Here is a 21,840-nt window from a genome sequence, read left to right on the forward strand (position 1 = left end):
CCGAGTTGCCGAGAGGCGCGGGACTATCCCAGAACGAGCGGCAACTTGGCTTCCAGCGGGCCCAGTTGAGCCTTCTCCTCGTCGGTCGGCGCGCGCCGACCGGTGCCGACGAGCAGCGCGGCCGTATCGGAGAACGACGACGGGAACGCGGACCCGGCGATCCTCTCCAACAACTTCCGTGCCCCGACGAGCACTTCAGCCGAGGGCCCGGCCGCGTCCGGGAGGTGCGCGACCAGGTCGAGGTGGTGCAGGGTCCACTCCAGGACGTACGCGGAGAGGTAGTCGCCCGCGGTGAGAACCTCGTCCTGCGTGCTCACCCACAGGCCGGGGTCTGCGAGCCTGGCCGCGCGGCCCGCTGCCGAACCGACGTCGTCCAGATGGAACTTGAGCAGCCAGGGCTCCTCGTACGCGGCGGCCAGCCGCACGATCAGCGCGTCGAGCGGGTCGTCGCCGGTGGGCGGGGTCTGGGTGACGGTCCAGTAGGTCACCGCGTCGCGCGTCGGTGGTGTGTCGGCGGGGGTCACGAGGGTGATCAGGACGTCCTGGGCGTCGATGACCAGATGGCAGACCAGGTCCCGCACCAGCCACCCGGCACAGCCCGACGGCAGCGCGAAATCCTCGTCCGAGAGGTCGGCCACCGCCGTGAGCAGGGCCGTCCAAGAGCGTGAGAAGAGATCCACGTCGGCAAGCTAGTGCGACGCCAACGCGGGCCGCAAGCAACGGTGTTCTCGCGTTGACCGTGTCACGGGATCCGGCGGTGGAGGTCCGCCAGCAGGTTCCGCATGGCCATGCGGAACAGTTCGGCCTGGTGCTCACCGAGGAAGGAAGTGTGCCCGAACACCTCCAGGGCGACGAGGCCGTGCAGGTGTCCCCACGCGTTCATGAGGAGGGCGGTCGCGGGGGCGGGCAGATGTCCGTGGCCGTAGTGCGGCAGCTGTTCCAGGTAGGCGCGGAGTGCGGGGGAGAGCACGGGTAGGTCGACCGCGGCGAGTTGTTCCGCGCTGAATCCGTCGAACAGCTCGCGCTCGAAGATCTCGCTCATCCGGCGCGTCGCCTGGGTGGTCGGGCCGTCGGCGGGTGCCGCGTAGCCCCGGAGCGGTGTTCCGTAGAGCAGTTGGAAGCTCTCGGGATGGGCGATGGCCCAGCGGCGGTAGCCCTCGGCCGCGATCACCAGGCGGGGCAGATCGGGATCGTCCGACGGGGCGTCCACGGCCGCATGCACGGCGTCGGCCAGGTCCTCGTACCCCTTGGTGACGAGCGCCGTGACGAGGGCGTCCCGGCTCGGGAAGTAGTGGTAGAGCGCCTGCACGGTCATGCCGAGACTGCGGGCGACCGCGCGCAACGACAGGGCGGCGGGCCCGTGTTCGGCGAGGTGGCGCTCGGCCGCGTCCACGATCTCCTGGGTGGCGGCGGCCCGGCGCCGTTCGCGCAGCGAGGGCGGTGCGGTGGTGCGTTCGTCGACGGCCATGCGGCGACCGTACGACGCCAACTCCTATCCTGCGCCCCGACGTTGCAAAGTGTGAGGAAAATCTAACACTGCCAAATCTTCTTGCTCCTCACTAACGTCGTGCACGGCGACGAAGAGTGCCCCGTTGTTCAACTCCGGCTGTTTCGCGCCTCTTTCACCGTATGGGCATCAAACGTATGGATATCTAAGGAGAACAGGCGTGTTTGAACGCATAGCCGAACTGGCCATCCGTCGCTCCCGGTTGGTACTGGTCGTCGCCGTCCTGGCGGTGGCCCTCATGGGTGTCCTGGGCGCCAGCGCCTTCGCCAAACTGCAGGGCGGCGGCTACGACGACCCGGCCTCCCAGTCCTCCCGGGCCGCGCAGGCCATCGACCGGAAATTCGGCGGGGAGACGAATCTGGTCCTGCTGGTCGGTGCCTCCGAGGGGCGTGTCGACGCTCCGGCCGCCGAGCGGAGCGGAAGAGCCCTGGTGGCCGAACTCAAGAAGGACCAGCACCTTGAGAACGTCATCTCGTACTGGGACACGGGCAGTTCGGACCTCCGCTCCAAGGACGGTCGCGACGCCATGGTGCTCGCCCATGTGAAGGGCGACGACACCGAGCGGGACGAGAACGCGAAGAGCGTCATCGACGCCTACACCGGGACCTACGAGAAGACGCTCACCGTCCGGGCGGGCGGCGGCGCGGCCGTGACCAGCGAGATGGGCACGCAGTCGGGCGAGGACCTCGTCCTGGCCGAGTCCATCGCCGTGCCGCTCACCCTGCTCCTGCTCGTGCTCGTCTTCGGCAGCCTGGTCGCGGCCCTGCTGCCGCTGGCCATCGGCACCATCGCCATCGCGGGCACGTTCGCGGAGCTGTACGTCCTCGGCAGTGTCACCGACGTCTCCGTCTTCGCGATCAACCTGACCACCGCGCTGGGCCTCGGCCTCGGCATCGACTACGCCCTCCTGATGGTGAGCCGGTTCCGGGAGCAACTCGCTTCAGGGGCAAGCGTGGAGGACGCCGTCCGGCGCACCGTGAGTACGGCGGGCCGTACGGTCGCGTTCTCCGCCGCGACCGTCGCGGCCGCGCTCGCGGCGCTCCTGGTGTTCCCGCAGTACTTCCTGCGCTCGTTCGGCTACGCCGGTGTCGGAGTCGTCGTCATCGCGGCCGTCAGCACCCTGTTCGTCATGCCGGCGCTGTTCGTCGTCCTGGGCCACCGGGTCAACGGCGGGCGGCTGCCCTGGGCGAACCGCACGCGTTCCGCCACCCGCGCACCCCTGTGGGGACGGCTCGCCGCCACCGTCATGAAGCGGCCCGCGCTCACCGCGCTGCCCGTCCTCGCCGTCCTGCTGGTCGCGGCGAGCCCGCTCCTCGGCATCACCTTCGGCACCCCGGACGAACGTGTCCTGCCCGAGGACGCCACGAGCCGCCAGGTCTCCTCCGTCCTGCGCGAGAAGTTCGACGGCAACGACGACTCCGCCCTCCACATCGTCATCGACAAGCCCCTGAGCAAGGCCCCGCTGGAGTCGTACGCGACCGAACTCTCCGGCCTCAAGGGCGTCGTCCGCGTCGAGACCAGCACGGGAACCTACGCCGACGGACAGCCCGCGGCGACCGCCCCCGGCAACACCGCCCTCGGCCGCCCCGACGCCCAGCAGCTCAATGTCGTGAGCACCCTGACCCCGAAGTCCGACGAGGCCCAGAGCCTGGTCAAGGACGTGCGGGCAGTCACCGCTCCCGCCGGAACACACCCTCTGGTAGGCGGAGTTGACGCCGTACTGGTCGACTCCAAGCACTCCGTGGGCAGCCGGCTCCCGCTCGCCGTGGCCCTGGTCGCCCTCACCACCTTCCTCCTGCTCTTCCTCTTCACCGGAAGCGTCGTCCAGCCGCTGCGCGCGCTGTTCCTGAACATGGTCAGCCTGGGTGCGACCCTCGGCGTCATGACCTGGATCTTCCAGGGCGGCCACCTCTCCTCCGTGCTCGGCTTCACGGCACAGCCCATGGACGTCTCCATGACCGTGCTGATGTTCTGCATCGCCTTCGGCCTCTCGATGGACTACGAGGTCTTCGTCACCAGCCGGATCAAGGAACTCCACGACCTGGGCGAGGACAACGAGTCCGCCGTGACCAACGGCCTCGGCCACACGGGACGCATCGTCACCGCGGCCGCCTGCCTGCTCGCGGTGAGCTTCTTCGCCTTCGGGACGGCCAAGCTCAGCTTCATGCAACTCTTCGGCCTGGGCAGCGGGTTGGCCATCCTCATCGACGCCGTCGCCGTACGCGGCATCCTCGTCCCCGCCGCGATGCGCGTGCTCGGCCGCTCGGCCTGGTACGCGCCCGGCTTCCTGCGCAGGTTCCACGACCGGTTCGGTCTGAGCGAGGGCGGTCCCGCGCCCGCGCCGCAGCTCGTCACCGAGCCGTCGTACGGGAAGGACTCGACGCAGGTCTGATCAGGCGAGGCCACCGGTAGCCAGCTCGATGCATTAGCTCTAATATGATTAGAGCTAATGCATCGAGCTGGAAGGGCCTGGCCCGTGGACCTGCGGCAGATATTCGACGACCTGGTGCGCTTCGAGACCGACCTGTGGAACGGGATCGACGCCCGGCTCCGCCAGGAGTGCGAGGTGACCCTGGGCGGTCTGAACGTGCTGCTCGTCGTCGAGCGCGAGGGTTCCTGCCGGGTGAACGACATAGCCGCCGCCCTCTCGATCACGGTCGGCGGCGCGAGCCAGGCCGTCGACCGGCTGGAGAAACTCGGCCACTGCATCCGCCGCCCCCACCCCGCCGACCGCCGCTCCTCGATCGTCGAACTGACGGCGGCCGGGCGGGAGTTGGTGGCGCGGGCCGGTCCGGTGTTCGACCGTGAACTCGCGACACGGCTGGGAGCCCCACTCCCCGACACGGCGCTCGGTCACCTGGCCAATGCGCTCGCCGTACTCCGTGCATCCGCTGCACCCAGCCCAACACCCCTGACGAAGGAGACCTGATGAGCACCACCCAAGCGCGAGCAGTGCGCTTCGACTCGTACGGCGACCGTGACGTCCTCCACGTCACCGAGGTGCCGATGCCCCGACCCGCCGCAGGGGAAGTCCTCGTAGAGGTCCGGGCGGCGGGCATCAACCCCGGTGAGGCGGCCATCCGTTCGGGCGCGATGCACGAGCTGTTCCCCGCGACCTTCCCGTCCGGCCAGGGCAGCGACCTCGCCGGTGTCGTCACCGAACTCGGCACGGGCGTAACCGACTTCGGCGTCGGCGACGAAGTTCTCGGCTTCTCCTGGCAGCGCTCCAGCCAGGCCACTCACGTCGTCGTACCGGTGTCGCAGCTCATCCTCAAGCCGGAGGCCCTGAGTTGGGAGGTGGCCGGATCCCTCTACGTCGTCGGCTGCACCGCGTGGGCCGCCGTCGAGGCGGTGGCCCCCAAGCCCGGCGAGACCGTCGCCGTCTCGGCCGCGGCCGGCGGTGTGGGTACCGTCGTCGTCCAACTCCTCGCCGTACGCGGCGCGCACGTCCTCGGCATCGCCTCGCCCGCCAACGCCGAGTGGCTCACCGCCCACGGCGCGACCCCGGTCCCGTACGGCGACCGGCTCGCCGACGCGCTCACCGCGGCGGCGCCCGATGGGATCGACGCGTTCATCGACCTCTTCGCCCCCGAGTACGTCCAACTCGCCGTGAAACTGGGCATTCCCAGGGACCGGATCGAGACGATCATCTCCTTCCAGAAGGCCCAGGAACTCGGCACCAAGAGCGCGGGCAGCGCCGACGCCTCCACCCGCGAGGTCCTCACCGAGGTGGCCGACCTCGTCGCCTCCGGCCGTATCGAGATCCCGATCGCCGCGACCTACCCGCTCGACGCCGTCCGCGACGCGTTCGCCGAACTCGAGAAGCGTCACACGCGCGGAAAGATCGTGCTCATTCCCTGAAGCGACCTGACGTCACTTGGTGCCGCGCAGCGCCGACGTAGTCTTCCCGGTGCGTTCGCGGAGGAGCACCCGCAGCGTGTTGGGATGCTCGTAGCCGACCTTCCTGGAGATGGTCTCCAGGGAGAGGCCGGTGGTGCGCAGGAGATGTGACGCGTGCTCGATCCGCAGATCCTGGACGAAACGGATGGGAGACGTCCCGACCGTGCGCCGCACGGCACGCTGCAGGGTCCGTTCGCTGACTCCGATGGCCTTGGCCGCCTCGGGGATGCTGATGGGCTCGGTCAGATGCTCGCGGGTCCAGACCTCGAAGGCCGCGACGGTGGGATCGCTCTGGGCCAGCGTGCTGGGAATCGTGTACGCCGCCTGCGAGGGGCGTTCGTCGACCACGAGGTAGCGGGCGACCAGGTCGGCGAGCGCGGGGCTGCCGGCCCGGACGATCGCCAGCGCGAGATCGACATGGCCGAAGGCCGCGCCGGCGGTGGTGATGCCCTCGCAGCCGATCACCATCCGGCTGTGGTCGAGCCGGACCTTGGGATACCGGTTCCGGAACGCGGGCGACAGCCACCAGGTCGTCGTGGCGCGCAGCCCGTCCAGCACGCCCGCCTCGGCCAGCAGGAAGGTACCCGCGCACGCCGAGGCAATGGGCGTACCGCGCACGCGAGTTCGGGCGATCAGGTCGCGGACGGGCAGGGACACGTCGCCGCCGACGTGGTCGAGCAGCGCCGAAGGATCGCTCTCGCCGAGTGCCGGTACGACCAGGAGGTCGGCGGTGTCGGCGACGTCGAGCGGCTCGGGCGCCACGAGGAGTCCGGCGCCTGTCCGTACCTGCGGAGTCGGACCGACCAGGGTCACGTTCCAGGTCGGCGAGGACTCGTGGATCTGCCCGCCCAGCGCGTTGGCGTTGCTCAGTACATCGAGGATGGCCGAGAGCCCCGAGTCGAACACTCCGTCGTAGACGACGACCGCTACCCGCATGGCGGAAACACTATCAACCGTGTCGTTTCTGCCACTGCTGTGATCACCGGCCGCCGCCATACGTTCGTTGTGCGCCGGAAGCCCGGCGGTTCGAACGCGAGGAGTGGTCACAGTGAAGGTCGGTCTGTTGGTACGCATCGAGGCCAAGCCGGAATACGCCGACGAGGTGGAGGCCATGCTGCGCGGCGCCCAGGAGCTGGCCGAGCAGGAGGAGGGCACGATGGCGTGGTTCGCGTTCCGCGAGAGCGCCACCACCTTCGGGGTGTTCGACACCTTCGAGGACGAACAGGGACGCCAGGCCCACCTGACGGGCCGGATCGCCGCCGCCCTTGGGGAGGCGGCGCAGACGAAGCTCAACGCGCCGCCGGTGATCGCCCCGGTCGACCTGCTGGGGGTCAAGGTCTCCTGATCAGAGGTGTCAGCGGCGCAGCCCCAGCGCGGCGCGCCCCGCGTACCGCGCCTGGTCCCCCAAGTCCTCCTCGATACGGGTGAGTTGGTTGTACTTGGCGGTGCGGTCGGAGCGGGACAGTGAACCGGTCTTGATCTGGCCGCAGCCGGTGGCGACGGCGAGGTCGGCGATGGTGGTGTCCTCGGTCTCGCCGGAGCGGTGGGACATGACGACGGTGTAGCCCGCGCGGTGGGCGGTGGCGACGGTGGCCAGGGTCTCCGTGAGGGTGCCGATCTGATTGACCTTCACCAGGATCGAGTTGGCGATCCCGTCCCGGATCCCGGCGCTCAACAGCGCCTCGTTGGTGCAGAACACGTCGTCGCCGGTCAGCTGGCAGCGCTCGCCGAGCCGGGCGGTGAGCGCCTGCCAGCCGTCGTGGTCGTCCTCCGCCATCGGGTCCTCGATCGACGCGATCGGGTAGCGGTCGACCAACTCGGCCAGGTAGTCGGCGTGTTGGGCGGGCGTGCGGCGGACGCCCTCGCCCTTGTAGTCGTAGACGCCGTCGTGGAAGAACTCGGACGTGGCCGGGTCCATGACGAGGGTGATGTCGGTGCCGGGCTTGTAGCCGGTGCGTTCGATGGCGTGGAGGACGAAGTCGAGGGCCTCGTCGGCGGTGCGCAGGTCGGGGGCGAAGCCGCCCTCGTCGCCGACGTTGGCGCTGTGGCCGGCGGCGATCAGGTCGCGGCGCAGGGTGTGGAAGACCTCGGAGCCCATCCGGACGGCCTCGGCGAAGGTGGCCGCGCCGATGGGCGCGATCATGAACTCCTGGAAGTCGAGCGGGTTGTCGGCGTGGGCGCCGCCGTTGACGATGTTCATCATCGGCACCGGCAGCAGCCGGGCGTCGACGCCGCCGATGTAGCGGTACAGCGGCAGTCGGTGGGCGGCCGCGGCCGCCTTGGCGGTGGCCAGCGAGACTCCGAGCAGGGCGTTGGCGCCGAGCCGGGACTTGCTGTCCGTACCGTCGAGTTCGATCATGGACCGGTCCACGGCGGCCTGGTTCTCGGCGTCGAGTCCGATCACGGTGTCCGCGATGCTCTCGTTGACGGCGTCGACGGCGCGCCGAACTCCCTTGCCGTGGAAGCGGGTCGGGTCTCCGTCGCGGAGTTCGACCGCTTCCCGGGCGCCGGTGGAGGCGCCCGACGGTACGGCGGCCCGGCCGAGCGAGCCGTCCTTGAGTTCCACGTCCACCTCGACGGTCGGGTTGCCCCGGCTGTCGATGATCTCCCGTGCGACGACCCGGCTGATGGCGGTCACGGTGCAACTCCTCACGCTGGGCCCGCGTCCTGGGTAACGGCGGGCGGTAAGTTCCGACTAGAAACAAAGTGAGTCCTGAAAAGGAACTTACTATGGGTGCATGAGGAAGCACAACGCCGACGAGACCTGCGGCATCGCCCGGGCCGCCGTGGTTCTGGGGGACTGGTGGAACGTTCTGATCCTGCGGGAGATCGCCCGCGGCCATGTCCGCTTCGACGCGCTGGCCGCCGAGATCGGCCTGTCCCGCAACGTCCTCACCGAGCGCCTGGGCCGGCTCGTCGCGGGCGGAGTGCTGCACCGGAGCCTCTATCAGCGGCGCCCGGTGCGTTACGAGTACGTGCTCACCGACGCCGGAGTCGCACTGCTCCCGCTGCTCGTCGCCATGCAGGACTGGGGCGACCGATGGGTGCTGGGCGACGGAAGCCTCACCGCCACGGCAGATGCCGACGGCGCCGAGCACGCCCGCGTGCACGCCCTGGCCGGCGCCCGCGTTCCCGAAGACCTCCAACTCCCGGGCACGCAGGGCGCCGACCTGCCCGTGGTCTCGCCGGACGCCGCCGCTACCGTGCTGTTCACCTACCCCGGCACGGGGGTCGACTGGGACGAGGAGATCCCCGGAGTGGCCGGCTGCACCCTGGAGAACCGCCTCTTCCGCGACGCCTGGCCCGACTTCCGCCGGGCAGGCGTGGACGTACGCGGCATCAGCACCCAACTCCCGTACGAGCAGGCGAAGTTCGCCCGTGCCGAGGAGATCCCGTACCCGCTCCTCTCCGACGCCCACCACCAACTGGGCGCGGCCCTGCGGCTACCGACCTTCCGGGGCGCCGGCCGCCTTCGCCACAAACGCCTGATCCTGATCGTCGACGCCGAACGGACCGTACGGCACACGCTGTTCCCGGTCGACGACATTCCGCACGCCGTCACGCGGAGCCTGCGGCTGGCTGAGGACTGCGTACGTGCGGCTTGAGGCGGGTTGCCTGTCGGGGGCCGTCGCGGGATGGGTCGCTCGGGCGCGCTACGCGAACCCGCCGTTGCTCATGAGGAGTTGGCCGTTGATCCACTGGCCTTCCAGTGAGCAGAGGAAGTCGACGAGGTGGGCGGTGTCCTGTGGGGTGCCGAGGCGGTTGAGCGGCGTTTGGCGGAGTACGTGTGCCCGCCCCTCGTCGGTCATCCAACCGGTGTCCACCGGGCCCGGGTTGACGACGTTGGCGGTGATGCCGAGGTGGGCGAGTTCGTGCGCGGCGGCCAGGGTGATGCGGTCCAGGGCGCCCTTGCTGGCGCCGTAGGGGAGGTTGTTCACGGTGTGGTCGCTGGTGAGGGCGATGATCCGACCGCTGCCCGGCGCTGCGGCGAACCGTCGGCCGTACTCGCGGATCAGCAGCCAGGTGGCGCGGGCGTTGACGGCGAAGTGCCGGTCGAAACTCTCGACGGTGGTGTCGAGGAGGCCGGAATCGACGGACTCGCAGTGGCACATCACCAGGGCCGTGACACCGCCCAGTTCGCGTTCGACCTCGTCGAAGACACGGGCCGGGGCGTCCGGGTCGGCGAGGTCCGCCTCAACTGCCGTGGTGGCGGCACCGTGTTGAGTGAGGGTGTCGGTGATGGCGGAGGCCGCGCCGGCCTCGGGGCCCCAGGCCATGCGCTCGTCGTAGGGAGCCCAGTAGGTGAAGGCGATGTCCCAACCGGAGGCCGCGAGTCGACGTGCGATACCCGCGCCGATGCCGACGGTTCGCCCTGCTCCGGTGATCAGGGCGAGCGGGCGGGGAGATGGGTGGGCGGGGTTCGGCGTCATGGTCGGAGATCGTTCATGACCGGGATCGGATCGGCAACTGCCTTTTGCGCAGGGCTGTTTCTGTACGGAAGCGGCTGTCGGATGTCCCCACTGAGCATCCCCCGACACTCGCGAGGTTCCGCTCGGCGCGGTGGTTCAGGGCTCGATGCGAAGCCAGGTGTCGCCGGCGCGAAGCCACAGAAAGCCGTCGCGCCGTCCGGTTCGGGTGAGGGCTGGGCCAGCTGGTCACCTCGCCCGTGGAGTGGGTGAATCGACGACGGACGGTGCCCACACCCTCTCCATCTCGACGACCGCCGACATCGCATCCCCCCTTTTTTTGACCGCGGCGTAGTAACAGGCCGTCCACGTAAGCTACTTGATCGGCAATCCACCTTCGCCGCTCCTCATCGGCGAGGACTGCAGCACAGCAGCCAGAACATCCCGGCACGCAAGGAGTCCCGCATGTCCGTCGACCCGCGCTCGTACTCCGACGAAGGGGATGTGGAGGCGGAAGAGCAGGAGTTGACCGGCGGCGGCACCGCCCGTGTCTTCCGCGCCGGCGAGACCGTACGGAAGCCGGTCATGCCCTGGACCCCCGCCGTGCAGCGCCTGTTGGACCACCTCGAACACCGGGGATTTGAAGGCGCTCCCGCCGCGCACGGCACCGACGAACAGGGTCGGATGATCCTGACGTACCTGACGGGCGACGTCGCCAACTACCCGCTGACCGACGCGATTCGCACCAGCCGGGCGCTCACCACCTCGGCCCGCCTCCTGCGCCGCTACCACGACGCGACCACCGACCTGGCCCAACACCCCGGCGGTGACTGGCAGTTCGACGCGCTCGCGCCGGTCGAAGTGATCTGTCACGGCGACTTCGCCCCGTACAACTGCGTCTTCACCGGTGAGAAGGCCGTAGGTCTCATCGACTTCGACGCCGCCCGCCCGGGCCCCCGCGCCTGGGACCTCGCCTACGCCCTCTACCGCTACGCCCCGCTCACCCACCCCGACAACCACGACGGCTGGGGCACGACCGAGCAACAGGCTTACCGCGCCCGGGACTTCCTCGACGCGTACGGGTGCACCTGCCAGGAGCGGCAGTCCGTGATGGACATGGCGGCACTCCGGCTGCAGTCCCTCGCGGACTTCCTGCAGGATGCGGCCGACGCCGGTGACGAGAACTTCCAGCGGCACATCGAGGAGGGCCATCTCGCCCTGTACGTACGGGACATCGACTACATCCGCGACCACGCCGAGGTCTGGTCACGGCTCGTCGTGGGACCGTAGGGGCTCGCTCATCGGTGCCGAAGTGGGCGGCCTGTAGGCGCGCTTCACGGGTGCCGTGAGCTAGGCCTCGCGCTCGGCTCCATTCATCAGGGCGAGCATGCTCTGGGGTGCGTCGTCGTCGATCATGATGGTGTACATGTCGTCGTCGTTCGCCTCTATGGCGGCGGCGCGGGCGAACATGCTCCGCTCGTGCTCGGCGAGCGCTGCTTCCACGTCGTCCGGGCGCGTGGCGAGGGCCTGGCCGAGTTCGGCGCCGTCCAGCATGGCCAGGTTGGCGCCTTCGCCGTTCGGTGCCCTGAGGTGGGCCGCGTCTCCGAGCAGGGTCACCCCCGGTACGCGATCCCAGTGGTGCCCGGCCGGCAGTGTGAAGATGCGGCGCAGGATCGGCGGGGTGTCGCTGCCGGTGATCAGGGCGGTGAGCTCGGGTGCCCAGCCGTCGTACTCCTTGGCGACCTCGGCGATCAGGGTTGCCGTATCGACGGTGTCGACGTCGGCGAGCCAGCCCTCGGGCTTCCTCAACTGCGCGTAGGTGTGCAGGGTTCCGCCGCCCTCGCGATGGGCCAGCAGCCCGATGCCCGGCGCCAGCGCGAAAAGTGATCCGGCACCGACCACTTCCGCCGCGGCGGGATGACGGTTGTCGGCGTCGAACAAGAACGTTTCCACGCTGCAGACGCCGACGTACGCGGGGCGGGCATCGGGGAGCACCGGGCGCACCCGCGACCACGCGCCGTCGGCGCCGATGAGCAGGCTCGCGATGATCGTGGTGCCGTCGTCGAAGCGGACCTCATGACGGCTCTCGTCGAGGGTCCGCACGCCGGTGACCTTGTGGGACCAGCGGACGGTGCCGGCCGGAAGCGCGTCGATCAGCATCTGCCGTAGCGCACCGCGTGGCACTTCGGGGCGTCGGCCGGCGCCGCTGTCGGGGAGGTCGAGCAGTACGGTTCCTGTTCGGTCCAAGACCCGGTAGGACTCGCGGCCGGGCAGGATCAGCTTGCGGAACTCCTCGGTCAGGGCCGCCGTTTCGAGCGCCAACTGGCCGTTCTCCGGGTGGATGTCGAGCAGCCCGCCCTGGCGGCGCGCCGCCGGTGAGGGTTCCGCCTCATGGACCGTGGCCGGGATGCCGTGCACGTGGAGCACGCGGGCCAGGACCAGACCGCCCAGCCCCGCGCCGATGATCGTGACCGGTTTCGTCATGGTTTCCCTCGCAAGCTCGCCGGATCGGCGACGGATTCCCCATGCGGCATCCCCGAACGGATCCGCGTTGGATCGTCGCTCCAACAAGCTAGCACCGCTTTGGATCGGCGATCCATTCATGCGACACTGCGGACCATGGTGAGGAGAACGGAGAAGGGGACGGCGAAGGGAACTTCGCGAGCCCCACGGCGCACGGACGGTCTGTCCAGGGAAGTGATCATCCAGGCGGCGACCGACCTTCTGGACGCCGGAGGCGAGAGCGCACTGACCCTGCGCGCGCTCACTGTGCACCTGAGCACCGGCTACGGAGCGATCTACCACCACGTCGCGGACAAGGGCGACCTGCTCGCGGCGGCCACCGACGACATCATCGCGTGCGTGCTGACCGACGTGGTCGTGGACGCGGACCCTGGGGCAGCGCTCCGTCGCGTGGCTGTGGGCCTGTTCGACGCGATCGACGCGCATCCCTGGGTCGGTGCCGAGCTCTCCCGTGAACCGTGGCGGCCCGCGATGCTGGACTTCTACGAAAGCATCGGCAGGCTGCTGCACGCACTCGCCGTCCCTGAGCGGGCCCGTTTCGACGCGGCCGGCACGCTGGTGAACTACGTCCTCGGCGTCGCCGGGCAGAACGCCGCGAACGCCCGACGCCGAGCCCACGGCGACCTGGACCGAGCGGCCTTCCTGGACACCGTCGCCGCACAATGGGCGCAACTGGATCCCGGCCGGTACCCGTACGTGCACGCCGCGGCGACGAACCTGCGCGAGCACGACGACCGCGAGCAGTTCCTCGCCGGCGTCGACATCTTCCTCGCGGGTATCGCGACCCTGGGCTAGGGCTAGTGGTGGTGCTCATGGTGCTCGTGCCCGTGTTCCTGCTCGCCCTCGTCCGGTGAGCCGCCCATCATCCGCAGCATGGCCGGACCGCCGCTGCGCAGGAACCGTACGACCAGACTCGCGGCCAGCAGCAGGAAGACGATGTTGAGCCAGGTCGTGTAGTTCCAGGTGATCCCGTCGTCGGGGATCTTGGCGTCGGCCTGGTCCGGGACGAGCCCCAGGCCGCCGAAGGCGAACTCGACGATGTACCCGGCGACGGCCATCGCCGCGAAGAAGGTGACCAGGAGGAAGCCGGCCATCCGGGCACCGTAGTACTTCCGGTAGATGTTCAGGATCGGCAGGATCAGCAGGTCGGCGTAGATGAAGGCGATCACCCCGCCGAAGCTGATGCCGCCCTTCCACAGCACCACCGCGAGCGGCACGTTGCCGATCGAGCAGACGAAGGTCGCGATGGCCACCAGCGGGCCGACGAGCGGTCCGACCAGCTTCGCGGCGAGGGGATGGTCCGCGAGGAAGAACGTGTGCCAGAAGCTGTCCGGCACCCAGGCGGCGATCGCGCCCGCGATCAGCAGTCCGGCCACCAGGTCGCGCAGGATCGCGGCCCACTCCATCACGAAGATGTGCGCGACGGACGTGAAACCGTTCCGCGAGAACAGCCGACGGACGAAGCTCCCCTCGCCCCCGATCGACATGTCCATCGCCGCGTGCCCTTCCATGGAACCGGCCAGCCCGCGCTCCGCCTGCTCCTGCGCCCGGTCCAGCAGGCGCTGCCGCAGGAAGAGCCGGAACAATACGGCGAGGACGACGATCATGATCGGTCCGCCGACGAACTCCGCGGCGGTGAACTGCCAGCCCATCAACAGGGCCAGGATCACGCCGAGTTCGACGACCAGGTTGGTGGAGGCGATCTCGAAGGCCATGGCCGCGGTGAAGTTCGCGCCCTTGCGGAACAGGGAACGGGCGAGCGCGACGGCCGCGTACGAACAGGACGACGAGGCCGCGCCGAGCCCGGCGGCCAGGGCGAGCGTGCGCGGCCGGTCGTCACCGAGCAGCCGTACGACCGTCGACCGACGCACCACCGCCTGCACGACGGCGGAGAGCGTGAACCCGAGGATCAGCGCCCAGGTGACCTCCCAGGTCATCGACCCGGCAATGGACAACGCGTGCCCGATCGCTCCCATGAACCCGCCCCTCTCCGGTGTGCGTCTGGCAGGACTATACCCCCAGGGGGTATGAAACGCGCGTGATGGGGCCTGTCCGGTTGGTGTCGGTCGGGATGCGGGTGCGGCCTATCCGATACGGCTCCTGTGGCGCCGTAGGGCGAGACCGCCGACGAGAGCCGCCTTCGCGAGGACGACCGTCACCACGAACCCCACGACCCAGCCGGTCCACGGCGTGTTGGCCAGGACGGTTCCGCCGAGCGCGAGATGCAGGGTTACGGCGACGGCCGCCACGCCGATGACGATGAACCTGGTCCGGCCACCGGGCCGTTGGTGTGGCGGATGCGCTCCCTCGGTGGGCGTGTCGACGGCGGTATCGGAGGACCGCCACTCCACCCGCAACGGATCGCGCCTGCTGAACCTGTCGATGTGTGTGCTGACGAGATCCTGAAGCCGCTCCAGGTTCTCCTGGTCGTCGGCCTCGACGCGCGCCAGCAGTGTGCCGGGGAGGGCCCGCAGCGTGCACTGCCCCCACGGCAGGCGGAGCGTCCCGTCGCTGTCCGTCCACTCGACCTGGATTTCGTCGGGTCGAAGCTCCGGGAGGGTGTGAGTGCGCGGGCGATGGGTCAGGTGGCGGCCCTTGTTGGCGAAGTGCTTGCAGAGTTGTGCGAGGTAGCGGCTGGGGCGGTCGGTGGGGATGCGGGCTTCGGCGGTGAGTGTGCGTTCTGCTGTCACCGTGACAGGTTTATCGAGACAGTGTGTCGCTGTCAATGCATCATGTATCGATGGCGGCGGGACGTATGCTGAGCCGGTGCCGAAGCTGTGGAACGAGACCATCGAAGAGCACCGTCGCGCCGTCCGGGACACGGTGTTGGAGACCACGGCGGTGTTGGTCACCGAGCACGGCCTGCGCTCGGTGACGATGTCGAAGATCGCCCAGGAGAGCGGGATCGGCCGGGCCACGCTGTACAAGTACTTCCCGGACGTCGAGTCGATCATGACGGCGTGGCACGAGCAGCAGATCGCCGGGCATCTCCAGGAACTCGCCGAACTCCGGGACGGCTCGGGCAGTGCGGGGGAGCGCCTGAGGGCGGTGCTGGAGGCCTACGCCTTCATCCAGCAACGGCGCCACGGTCACGGCCCCGAACTCGGCGCGCTGCTGCACCAGGGCGAACACGTCATCGGCGCCGAGCAGCACCTCCACCGCTTCCTCCGCGAACTCCTGGCCGAGGGCGCCCAGTCCGGCGACATCCGCGCCGACGTCTCCCCGGACGAACTCGCGACCTACTGCCTCCACGCCCTCGCCGCGGCCGGCGTCCTGCCGTCCAAGGCGGCGGTACGACGCCTCGTGTCGGTCACGGTCACGGGGCTGCGCCCGGCGGCGGAATGACGGAACTCCCGGGTTTCGGCGTGCTGTTGACGCGGCTGGCGAGACACCGGCAACTGGACTTCGCCGGCCTGTCGAGAGCTGCGGGAATCCCGGAAACCGAACTCCGGGTGGTGCTCGACGGAACGGTGCCCAGTGTGTCGCTGCTTCAGGGGCTCGCGCCCGCGTTGCAGCTGCGCGCCGCGGACTTGTGCGTGATCGCCGGGGTGGCGGTACCGGACGAATTGGCTCCACTGGACGCGAGGGCGGGTGTGATGCTTCCTCATCTGGTGGGGGACTTCATGGGTCTGCCACCGGAGTGCAGGCGCCGGTTGCGTCAACTCGTCCGGTCGCTGCCCCAGGAGGACCGCACACAGCCGGTTCCGGAATTGCGGGTGTACGAACGGTTCGAGCGAGGTCCTGGTGGTGTGCTCATGCGCATGGTGGGCAACCGGAACCTGAGTTTGACCAGAACGGCCTGGACGTTTGCCCATCTGACCGGCCGGTACTGGGCCGCGTCCACGTATGGCGGAGTGGGCAACGGCCGTAAGGAACTCACCCCCGACCTGCTCGTCGACTTCGCGACCGTACTGGGTGTTCCCGCCGACTTCCTGTCCGTCGTCACCGGAGTCGACCTCTCCGACGGCCCCTCGCCCCGGAATCCGGCGGCGGCCGACGCGGCTGAACTGCTGTGGGAGGTCCGTCGCCTGACGGAGGACCAGGTGCGACAGGTCGGCGACGCGGCGCGGGGCATGCTGGGCGGCGGAGGGCGGCCACTTCCCGTTCAACCGATCGGTTGAACCCCGCTTCAACCTTGCGCACACCCCTCGCTCCGTACGGACGACGCGACCGGCCCCCGGGCGGCAGAAGAATCACGGATGACCATGGCGCAGGGCTTCCGCCCGCGCACCCCGTGGCTTCAGCCCCCTCAGAGAGGCCCCTCAGAGTGTCCAGTTTTCTCAGTAGGCGACGTGTTCTTGCCGGTGGAGCCGGTGCAGCCCTCGGGATGAGTGTGCTCGGTGCCGCGGCCACGCCCGCCGTAGCCGCCTCGGGCGGGCGGTCCTCGCGGAGTGGTTCCGGAGTCGAGGAGAGCCGGACGCTCGACGAGCTGTACCGGGCCGCCCTGGCGGACGGTGGGAAGTTGGTGGTCTATGCGGGGGGTGACACGCCGACCCAGCAGGACGCCACCAAGGCGGCCTTCAAGAAGCGTTTCCCCGCCATGGATCTGACGCTGATCGTCGACTACAGCAAGTACCACGACGTCCGCGTGGACAACCAGTTCGCGACCGACACCCTGGTGCCCGACGTCGTACAGCTTCAGACGCTGCAGGACTTCACGCGCTGGAAGGAGGAAGGGCGGCTGCTGCACTACAAGGCGGCCGGGTTCTCGAAGGTCTACGACAAGTTCAAGGACCCGCACGGCGCCTGGGTCGCCATCGGCGCGGTCGGTTTCAGCTTCCTGTACGACGTCGCCGCGGTCGGTGCGGATGCCCCCACGAGCCCGCTCGACCTGATCGACCCCAAGTGGAAGGGCAAGATCGCCTCGTCCTACCCGCACGACGACGACGCGTCCCTCTACCTCTACACGCTGTACGCGCAGCGCTACGGCTGGGACTGGGTGGCCGCGCTCGCGGGGCAGGACGTGCGGTTCGCGCGGGGCAGCAACTCCCCGGGAGACGCGGTCCGCGCCGGACAGAAGGCGATCGGCATCTCCACGGCCGGCACCCTGCTCTCCTCGGACCCCGTGAAGTGGGTCGTACCCGATGGCCACCCCTTCATGGCCTGGGGGCAGCGCGCCGCGATCCTGAAGCAGGCCAAGAACACGACGGCCGCCAAGCTCTACCTCAACTGGCAGCTGTCCGACGCCCAGCAGCGGGCGTCCTTCAACGGCTGGTCGGTACGGACCGACACCACGCTCCCGGCGGGACTGAAGCCGATCTGGGAGTACCCGAACGCGAACATCGACGGCTTCCCCCGCTTCATGGCCGACCGCGCGGAGGTCGAACGCTGGAAGCAGACCTTCGCCCTCTACTTCGGCGAGGTCAAGGGCGATCCCTCGCCGGGCTGGCTGGGGCTGCACCCGGGGGCGTGACGATCCCCACTGTTCACACTGGTCATACAGGTGGTCGATAGACTCGGGAGCCCTGTCCGGATCATGTGGCCCAAGGGGATCCGCCGTGTCCGCACGCACCCAGCTGACCGCTCGCGGCAGTCGGCACACCCTGGAGCACGTCTCCCATCTCGCGCTGTTCCTCGTCGTCGGGGCGGGCTTCGTCCGGCTCGCCCTGATCGACGTCCCGCTGTGCTGGTACATCGTGAGCCTCAGCGGAGCGCTGGCCTTGGTGTACGCCGGTGGACTGACGTGGTGGGACCGGCTCGGACCGTTCGGCAGGCGTGCCTGGGTTCCCATACTGATCCTGCTGTGGACTGTTCTCACCTTCCTCACGCAGGCGCCGCTCACAACTGCCTACGTGTGGTGCGCCGTTCCGCTCGCCTGCGCCGCCCTGCGTGTGCTCGACCGGCGGGGCGCCGTGGTGACGGTGGGTGTGATCACCGTCGTACTCGTCGGCTCGCTCGTCCGGTCCGCCGGGCGGTTCGACCCCGAGGTCGTGCTGGTCCCCTTGGCCGCGGTGTGGGCGACCGTCGCCCTCTACCGGACCCAGCAGCGGGACGCGGCCGTCCGCCAGCGGCTCGTGGACGAACTGCGGGACACCCGGGACACGTTGGCGAAGCAACAGCGGCAGGCGGGTGTGCTCGAGGAGCGCACCCGGATCGCCCGCGACCTGCACGACACGCTGGCCCAGGAACTCGCCGGCAGCGTGATGATGCTGCAAGTCGCCGAGCGGGACTGGGACGAGCGGCCGGACGTGGCGCGCACCCGGGTCCGTGCCGTGGCCGATGGACTCGGCGCGAATCTGGCGGAGACCCGGCGGATCATCCGCGATCTCACTCCCGCCGCTGTCGCCGAGGCGGGCCTCGAAGACGCGCTGCGGCTGCTGTGCGCCCGGTCGCGCACGGAAGGCGCCGGGGCCCGGGTCCAATTCCGCGCGGTGGGCGCGCACCGGCCGGTCCTCGACGAGCACACGGCCACCACCCTCTTCCGCGTCGCCCAGAGCACGCTGGCGAACGTACGCGAACACGCCCGCGCGGCAAGCGTGTTGGTCACCTACCGGCGACACCGGGACCGCGTGGAACTCGAAGTGAGCGACGACGGGCGGGGCTTCGACCCCACCGCGGCCTTCGCGGCCGGTGCCCGCGCGGACCGCGGCTTCGGGCTGCCCGCCGCCCGGGCGAGACTGCGCGAATGCGGCGGAGACCTCGACGTGAGCAGCGTGCCGGGGCGGGGGACCAGGGTCCGCGCCATGGTCTCCGCCGCACCCCGGATCCAGCCCGTCGCACCTCTCACCGCCGCGACCACCGCATGACCGCGGCCCCGCTCCGCCTCCTGATCGCGGACGACCACGCCGTCGTACGGGCCGGGCTGCGCGCCCTGCTCGACGGCGAACCGGACCTCGACGTGATCGCCGAAGCCGGGAGCGGCGAGGAAGCCGTGCGTCTGGCGGCCCAGTTGACGCCCGACGTCGCGCTGATGGATCTGCGGTTCGCCGGGGCGGGGAGCGGGATCGACGGTGTCGAGGCCGTACGGAGGCTCGCCGCGCGGGCGCCGGGCGTCGCGGTGGTCATGCTGACCAGCTATGCCGGACGGGCCGATGTCGTACGGGCGTTGGAGGCGGGCGCCCGTGGCTATGTGCTCAAGGCGGGGGCACCCGAGGAACTCTTCCAGGCGGTGCGTACGGCCGCCGGAGGTTCGGTCGGGCTGGCCTCGGAGGTCGTCGGCGAGCTCGTCGGCCAAGTGGTCGACCCCGCGCGGGAGTTGACCCAGCGCGAGGTCGAGGTCGTCCGGCTGATGGCGGAGGGGCGCAGCAACCGGGCCATCGCCGAGGCGTTGTTCCTCAGCGAGGCCACGATCAAGACCCATCTCGTGCGGATCTACCGCAAGTTCAAGGTCGACAACCGGGCGGCGGCCGTGTCGGAGGCCGTCCGCCGCGGGCTGCTCGAACTCACCTGACGGGCTGGCGTACGACGGCGACGTCCCTGGGGGCGAGGACGGGGAAACCGTCGTCGCCCGCGCTGCCGACCAGGAGTTCGCCGGACAGACCCGTCAACGGCACTGTTCCGTCGGTCCGGTTGACCAGGAAGAGGTAGCGGCTCTCGGCGTTCCGGCGCACGGTCAGCTCCACAACACCCCTTGCGGTGTCCGGGAGTTCACTGGTCACACCGGCGGGCGCGAGCAGCTCCGGGAGCAGACCCGTGAGGCCCTCGCGGCCCAGGCGCGTGGAGACGTACGCGGCCGAACCTCCGCCCACCGTACGGCGGGTGACGGCGGGGTGGCCTGCGTACGCACCGCTGCCGTAGTGGGCCAGCACCTCCACCTCGGCGTCGGTCACCGTGATGCGGTCGGTCCACAGGGAGCCGGTGGCGGTGCCGTCGAGGTCCAGCTCCACCGTGTCGCCGTCGAGCAGCGGGCCGAACTCCTCGATGCGGATGCCGAGAAGGTCGCGCAGGGCGCCCGGGTAGCCGCCGAGCCAGATGTGGTCGTTCTCGTCGACGACACCGGAGAAGTACGTGGAGACGAGGTGGCCGCCCTGCTCGACGTAGCGCGTGAGTTCCTTGGAGAGGGCCGCCGGGATCATGTGCAGGATCGGGGTGATGACCACGTCGTAGCGGTCGAGGGCGGTCTGCGCCGTGACGAGGTCGGCGCGGACGCCGAGGTCGAGGAGGGCGGAGTACCAGTCGAGCGCTTCCTGGCGGTAGTCGAGGCGGTCGGTGGGGTGCGAGTCCTGCTCGCTCGCCCACCAGGACTCCCAGTCGAAGACGATGCCGACCCGGGCTGTCTCCCGGTCCGATCCGGCGACGGGGGCCAACGTCCGTAGGGTGCGGCCGAGTTCGGCCACCGCGCGGAAGACCTCGCTGTCCTCTCCGGCGTGCGGAACCATCGCCGAGTGGTACTTCTCGGCACCGGCGGCCGACTGGCGCCACTGGAAGTAGCAGACGGCGTCGGCGCCGTGCGCGACGTGCAGGAGGGAGTCACGGGCGAGGTCGCCGGGGCGCTTCGCGACGTTGACGGGCTGCCAGTTGACCGCGCTGGTGGAGTGTTCCATCAGGAACCACGGGCGGCCGGCGGAGATCCCGCTGACGAGGTTCGCGGAGAAGGACAGCTCGTCGCGGTCCTGCGAACCGGGCGTGACGTAGTGGTCGTTGGAGACGAAGTCGATCTCGGACGCCCAGTCGGCGTAGTTCATGCCCTTGGTGTTGCCCATCACCATGAAGTTGGTGGTGACCGGCACGTTGGGGGTGATCTCGCGCAACAGGTCGCGTTCCGCGCGGAGATGGTCCTTGAGCGCGTCGGAGGAGAAGCGCTTGAAGTCGAGCTGCTGGGTCGGGTTCGGGAAGGAGGCGGCCAGCCGGGGCGGGAGTATCTGTCCCCAGTCGCTGTACCGCTGGGACCAAAAGGCCGTGCCCCAGGCCTGGTTGAGCGTGTCGATCGTCGTGTAGCGGGCGCGCAGCCAGTCGCGGAAGGCGCGGGCCGCGTCGTCGGAGTAGTCGTAGACGTTGTGGCAGCCCAGCTCGTTCGAGACGTGCCAGGCGACCAGCGCGGGGTGGCCGGCGTAGCGCTCGGCCAACTTCCGTACCAGGCGCAGCGCGTGCTCGCGGAAGACCGGTGAGGTGGGGCGCCAGTGCTGGCGGCCCCCGGGCCACAGGGTTTCGCCGGCGGCGGTCACCGGGAGGATCTCCGGGTGCTCCGTGCTCAGCCACGGCGGCGGGGACGCGGTGGCGGTGGCCAGGTCGACGCCGATGCCGCCCGCGTGCAGCAGGTCCATGACCTCGTCGAGCCAGCCGAAGTCCCACTCGTCCCGGGCCGGTTGGATGCGCGCCCAGGAGAAGATCCCCACGGAGACGATGTTGACGCCGGCCTCGCGCATCAGCCGGATGTCCTCGTCCCACACCTCCCGCGGCCACTGCTCCGGGTTGTAGTCGGCGCCGTAGGCGAGACGGGGGGTGGCGTCACCGTCCGGCCCGTGCCGCAACTGGGACAGGAGGGTGGAGATCATGGTGGTCCTTCCGGTTACTGCACAGGCGGTACGAGATGCGTGGTGGATTCCGGGCGGGCCGCCGCTGAGC

The 21,840-nt window shown here is 69.7% G+C and carries 21 protein-coding genes; 12 read left to right on the forward strand and 9 right to left on the reverse strand.

The window, feature by feature from the left end:
• Window positions 1–23: 23 nt before the first annotated feature.
• Together OO69_RS07445 and OO69_RS07450 are read right to left on the reverse strand one after the other, a co-directional pair.
• On the reverse strand, window positions 24–680 hold the full coding sequence (locus OO69_RS07445) for a maleylpyruvate isomerase N-terminal domain-containing protein (protein ID WP_033279662.1): 657 nt from the start codon (window positions 678–680) through the stop codon (window positions 24–26).
• 62 nt (window positions 681–742) lie between these two features.
• Complete coding sequence (locus OO69_RS07450) at window positions 743–1,468, reverse strand: TetR/AcrR family transcriptional regulator (protein WP_033279663.1); 726 nt, start codon at window positions 1,466–1,468, stop codon at window positions 743–745.
• 199 nt (window positions 1,469–1,667) lie between these two features.
• Between OO69_RS07450 and OO69_RS07455 the strand changes: the two genes are divergently transcribed.
• From OO69_RS07455 to OO69_RS07465, 3 genes are read left to right on the forward strand one after another with little or no spacing between them, the layout of a single operon-like run.
• Entirely contained in the window at window positions 1,668–3,899 is a 2,232-nt protein-coding gene (locus tag OO69_RS07455; RefSeq protein WP_033279664.1) for an MMPL family transporter, read from the forward strand.
• A 57-nt stretch (window positions 3,900–3,956) separates the two neighbouring features.
• Entirely contained in the window at window positions 3,957–4,436 is a 480-nt protein-coding gene (locus OO69_RS07460) for a MarR family winged helix-turn-helix transcriptional regulator (protein WP_033279665.1), read from the forward strand.
• Window positions 4,436–5,368 carry an NADP-dependent oxidoreductase gene (locus OO69_RS07465; protein ID WP_033279666.1) on the forward strand — a complete coding sequence of 311 codons (933 nt, stop codon included), beginning with the start codon at window positions 4,436–4,438 and terminating at the stop codon, window positions 5,366–5,368. Before OO69_RS07460 ends, OO69_RS07465 begins: the two co-directional genes overlap by 1 nt.
• A gap of 12 nt (window positions 5,369–5,380) precedes the next feature.
• On the opposite strand, the gene OO69_RS07470 is transcribed toward OO69_RS07465, so the two are convergent.
• On the reverse strand, window positions 5,381–6,343 hold the full coding sequence (locus tag OO69_RS07470) for a GlxA family transcriptional regulator (protein ID WP_033279667.1): 963 nt from the start codon (window positions 6,341–6,343) through the stop codon (window positions 5,381–5,383).
• A gap of 112 nt (window positions 6,344–6,455) precedes the next feature.
• Between OO69_RS07470 and OO69_RS07475 the strand changes: the two genes are divergently transcribed.
• Complete coding sequence (locus OO69_RS07475; protein WP_033279668.1) at window positions 6,456–6,752, forward strand: putative quinol monooxygenase; 297 nt, start codon at window positions 6,456–6,458, stop codon at window positions 6,750–6,752.
• 9 nt (window positions 6,753–6,761) lie between these two features.
• On the opposite strand, the gene eno is transcribed toward OO69_RS07475, so the two are convergent.
• Window positions 6,762–8,045: a phosphopyruvate hydratase gene (gene eno / locus OO69_RS07480; protein ID WP_033279669.1), complete on the reverse strand. Its 1,284-nt coding sequence runs from the start codon at window positions 8,043–8,045 to the stop codon at window positions 6,762–6,764.
• 100 nt (window positions 8,046–8,145) lie between these two features.
• Between eno and OO69_RS07485 the strand changes: the two genes are divergently transcribed.
• Window positions 8,146–9,012 (forward strand): winged helix-turn-helix transcriptional regulator, encoded by an 867-nt coding sequence (locus OO69_RS07485; RefSeq protein WP_033279670.1) that lies wholly within the window; start codon window positions 8,146–8,148, stop codon window positions 9,010–9,012.
• A 48-nt stretch (window positions 9,013–9,060) separates the two neighbouring features.
• On the opposite strand, the gene OO69_RS07490 is transcribed toward OO69_RS07485, so the two are convergent.
• Window positions 9,061–9,837 carry an SDR family oxidoreductase gene (locus tag OO69_RS07490; protein ID WP_033279671.1) on the reverse strand — a complete coding sequence of 259 codons (777 nt, stop codon included), beginning with the start codon at window positions 9,835–9,837 and terminating at the stop codon, window positions 9,061–9,063.
• 441 nt (window positions 9,838–10,278) lie between these two features.
• Between OO69_RS07490 and OO69_RS07495 the strand changes: the two genes are divergently transcribed.
• A complete protein-coding gene (locus OO69_RS07495; protein WP_051800825.1) occupies window positions 10,279–11,103 on the forward strand; it encodes a phosphotransferase in 825 nt (274 codons plus the stop codon).
• Between the two features lie 60 nt (window positions 11,104–11,163).
• Here the strand turns inward: OO69_RS07495 and OO69_RS07500 are convergent, their stop codons facing one another.
• Window positions 11,164–12,297 (reverse strand): FAD-dependent oxidoreductase, encoded by a 1,134-nt coding sequence (locus tag OO69_RS07500; RefSeq protein WP_033279672.1) that lies wholly within the window; start codon window positions 12,295–12,297, stop codon window positions 11,164–11,166.
• A gap of 135 nt (window positions 12,298–12,432) precedes the next feature.
• On the opposite strand from OO69_RS07500, the gene OO69_RS07505 reads away from it, so the two are divergent.
• Window positions 12,433–13,131 (forward strand): TetR/AcrR family transcriptional regulator, encoded by a 699-nt coding sequence (locus OO69_RS07505; RefSeq protein WP_051800826.1) that lies wholly within the window; start codon window positions 12,433–12,435, stop codon window positions 13,129–13,131.
• Between the two features lie 2 nt (window positions 13,132–13,133).
• Here OO69_RS07505 and OO69_RS07510 read toward each other — a convergent pair whose 3' ends face one another.
• Window positions 13,134–14,312 (reverse strand): permease, encoded by a 1,179-nt coding sequence (locus OO69_RS07510; RefSeq protein ID WP_033279673.1) that lies wholly within the window; start codon window positions 14,310–14,312, stop codon window positions 13,134–13,136.
• A 108-nt stretch (window positions 14,313–14,420) separates the two neighbouring features.
• Complete coding sequence (locus OO69_RS52895; RefSeq protein WP_234444364.1) at window positions 14,421–15,026, reverse strand: DUF2218 domain-containing protein; 606 nt, start codon at window positions 15,024–15,026, stop codon at window positions 14,421–14,423.
• A gap of 76 nt (window positions 15,027–15,102) precedes the next feature.
• Between OO69_RS52895 and OO69_RS07520 the strand changes: the two genes are divergently transcribed.
• The 5 genes from OO69_RS07520 to OO69_RS07540 all read left to right on the forward strand — a co-directional run bounded on the left by OO69_RS07520 (window position 15,103) and on the right by OO69_RS07540 (window position 19,726).
• Window positions 15,103–15,681 carry a TetR/AcrR family transcriptional regulator gene (locus tag OO69_RS07520; protein WP_033279674.1) on the forward strand — a complete coding sequence of 193 codons (579 nt, stop codon included), beginning with the start codon at window positions 15,103–15,105 and terminating at the stop codon, window positions 15,679–15,681.
• Window positions 15,678–16,457, forward strand: coding sequence for a hypothetical protein (locus OO69_RS07525; protein ID WP_051800827.1), 780 nt, complete (start codon window positions 15,678–15,680; stop codon window positions 16,455–16,457). The genes OO69_RS07520 and OO69_RS07525 overlap by 4 nt, the downstream gene beginning before the upstream one ends.
• 206 nt (window positions 16,458–16,663) lie before the next feature.
• The gene (locus OO69_RS07530; protein WP_420707855.1) at window positions 16,664–17,749 is read left to right on the forward strand and encodes an ABC transporter substrate-binding protein; all 1,086 of its coding nucleotides are present in this window, start codon (window positions 16,664–16,666) and stop codon (window positions 17,747–17,749) included.
• An 85-nt stretch (window positions 17,750–17,834) separates the two neighbouring features.
• The gene (locus tag OO69_RS07535; RefSeq protein ID WP_033279676.1) at window positions 17,835–19,082 is read left to right on the forward strand and encodes a sensor histidine kinase; all 1,248 of its coding nucleotides are present in this window, start codon (window positions 17,835–17,837) and stop codon (window positions 19,080–19,082) included.
• Window positions 19,079–19,726 carry a response regulator gene (locus OO69_RS07540; RefSeq protein ID WP_033279677.1) on the forward strand — a complete coding sequence of 216 codons (648 nt, stop codon included), beginning with the start codon at window positions 19,079–19,081 and terminating at the stop codon, window positions 19,724–19,726. The genes OO69_RS07535 and OO69_RS07540 overlap by 4 nt, the downstream gene beginning before the upstream one ends.
• Here OO69_RS07540 and OO69_RS07545 read toward each other — a convergent pair.
• On the reverse strand, window positions 19,719–21,770 hold the full coding sequence (locus OO69_RS07545; RefSeq protein ID WP_033279678.1) for a beta-galactosidase: 2,052 nt from the start codon (window positions 21,768–21,770) through the stop codon (window positions 19,719–19,721). The genes OO69_RS07540 and OO69_RS07545 overlap by 8 nt on opposite strands.
• Window positions 21,771–21,840 lie beyond the last annotated feature (70 nt).

The sequence above is a fragment of the Streptomyces sp. NRRL F-525 genome, assembly GCF_000716605.1.
Lineage (GTDB): Bacteria > Actinomycetota > Actinomycetes > Streptomycetales > Streptomycetaceae > Streptomyces.